Source organism: Deinococcota bacterium (genome assembly GCA_030858465.1).
GTDB lineage: Bacteria > Deinococcota > Deinococci > Deinococcales > Trueperaceae > JALZLY01.
Genome location: JALZLY010000063.1, coordinates 1 through 2,205, shown reverse-complemented (window position 1 = coordinate 2,205; position 2,205 = coordinate 1). Strand labels below are relative to the sequence as shown.

Sequence of the window (2,205 nt, the reverse complement as noted above, 5' to 3'; positions counted from 1 at the left end):
CCATCCTCTGGGACGGCCGTGAGCTGCACGGCCTCAATGCCTCGGGCCGCTCGCCCAAGGCGCTGACGCCGGAACGCTTCGCGGGTCAGGGCAGCATTCCCCTGCGCGGCTGGGACGCGGTGACGGTACCGGGGGCGGTGTCGTCCTGGGCGGTGCTTTCGGAGCGCTTCGGCAAGCTGCCCTTCGAGGTGCTCTTCGAGCCCGCCGTCCATTACGCCCGCGAGGGCTTTCTCGTCTCGCCGATCACCGCCGCCGCCTGGGCGAGGGCGCCGCAAATCTTTGGGGATATGCCCGACTTCGCCGCGGCCTTCTTGCCCGGCGGCAGGGCGCCCAAGGCGGGCGAGGTCTTTCGTTTCGAGGACCAGGCGAGGACGCTTCAGGCAATCGCCGAAACCAAAGGGGAGAGCTTCTACCGCGGCGCGCTGGCCGAAAAGATCGCTGCCCACGCTCGCGCGTCGGGCGCGCTCATGACCGCGGCGGACCTGGCCTCTCACCAGGCCGATTGGGTGGGCACCGTCGCGCAGGGCTACCGCGGCGTGGAGCTGCACGAGATTCCGCCCAACGGTCAGGGGCTGGCGGCCTTGCTGATGCTGGGCATCTTAGAGCACTTCGAGCTGTCCGACCATCCCGTCGATTCCGCCGACAGCCTGCACCTGCAATTCGAGGCCATGAAGCTGGCCTTCGCCGACACCCACCGCTACGTCTCGGACGCGGCCACGATGGACGTGAGGGTTGAGGACCTGCTCGAGCCCGGCTACCTGAGGGAGCGCGCCAGGCTCATCGACCCGAAACGCGCCCAGGACCCCAGCTTCGGCGTGCCGGGGCGCGGTGGCACCATCTACCTCACCGCCGCCGACGAAGAGGGCATGATGGTGTCCTTTATCCAGTCGAACTACTACGGCTTCGGCTCGGGCGTGGTGGTGCCGGGGACGGGCATCAGCCTGCAAAACCGCGGCGCGGGCTTTACGCTCGAGGCGGGCCACCCCAACCTGGTGGCGGGCGGCAAGCGTCCCTTCCACACCATCATCCCGGCCTTTTTGACCCAGAGTGGCCGGCCGCTCATGAGCTTCGGCGTGATGGGCGGGCCGATGCAGCCCCAGGGCCACGCGCAGATGGTCGTGCGCCTCCGCGACTACGGCCAGAATCCGCAGGCGGCTTCGGACGCGCCGCGCTGGCGGGTGGTTGAGGGACTCGAGGTGGCGGTGGAAGCCGGGTACGCGCCGGAGGTTCTAGATGAGCTCGAGCGCCGCGGCCATAACATCACTCGCGAGGCGCCCGTTCACTCCTTCGCCTACGGTGGCGCGCAGCTCATTTACCGGCTCGAAGATGGCTACCTGGCCGCCTCCGACCACCGCAAGGACGGGCAGGCGGTGGGTTTTTAGCGCGCCGCCCCACCTGACGTCATGTACACCCACCACTCCAAACGCACCGGAGACTACGGTGAAATCTGCGATCTGCGCTATCATCCACAGGTCAAGTCGTATTCGGTTCTGCCGGATGCAAACCACCCGTTTTCAGATTCGAACGCAGGAGGAAAATGATGACGACTCAAGCAAAAGAAGGCGATACCGTCAAGGTCCACTACACCGGCAAGCTCGAGGACGGCACCGTCTTCGACTCCTCACAAGAGCGCGAGCCGCTGGAGTTCACCATCGGCAGCGGCGACATCATCGCGGGCTTTGAAAGAGCAGTCATCGGCATGAGCCCCGGCGACAGCACCACCGAGCGCATCCCCGCCGAGGAGGCCTACGGCCCTCGCCAGGAGGGGATGGTGATGGAGCTAGGCCGTGAAGACGTCCCCGCCGAGATCAGCCCCGAGGTCGGTCAGCAGTTGCAGATTCGCCAGGAGGACGGTCAGGCCGTGCCCGTCATGATTACCGAGGTGAGCGATGGCGCGGTGCTCCTGGACGCCAACCACCCGCTGGCGGGGGAGACGCTCGTCTTCGACATCGAGCTCGTGGAGATCGCCTGACGCTGGGCCTCACAAGTTGTTGCAGGCTCGCAGCGCCGCGAGCCTTGGCTGATCGCGCCACAGATCGCCATAGATACAGATATTGAACAGACGTTGAAAAGATACAGACGTTGAAAAGATATTGAGAAGCTGGGCTTATCCATTGATGAGACCGGACTGATGAGACCGGACCCGGGAAGGAACGCCCAAAGCCTCGAGGGCTGCTCGAGAGTAGTTGACACAACTTGTCCCTT

2 protein-coding genes are annotated in these 2,205 nt (G+C 65.4%); both read left to right on the top strand.

Features of this window, described 5'->3' with window-relative positions; translation table 11 throughout:
• Positions 1 to 1,382 (top strand): gamma-glutamyltransferase family protein (locus tag M3498_03205; GenBank protein ID MDQ3458303.1); only part of this gene is annotated, 1,382 nt, incomplete at its 5' end.
• Positions 1,383 to 1,537: 155 nt separating this feature from the next.
• Complete coding sequence (locus M3498_03200) at positions 1,538 to 1,972, top strand: peptidylprolyl isomerase (GenBank protein MDQ3458302.1); 435 nt, start codon at positions 1,538 to 1,540, stop codon at positions 1,970 to 1,972.
• Positions 1,973 to 2,205 lie beyond the last annotated feature (233 nt).

Coding starts and splice junctions, on each gene's coding strand:
- M3498_03200 (MDQ3458302.1), top strand. CDS start 1,538: ATGATGACGACTCAAGCAAAAGAAGGCGATACCGTCAAGGTCCACTAC.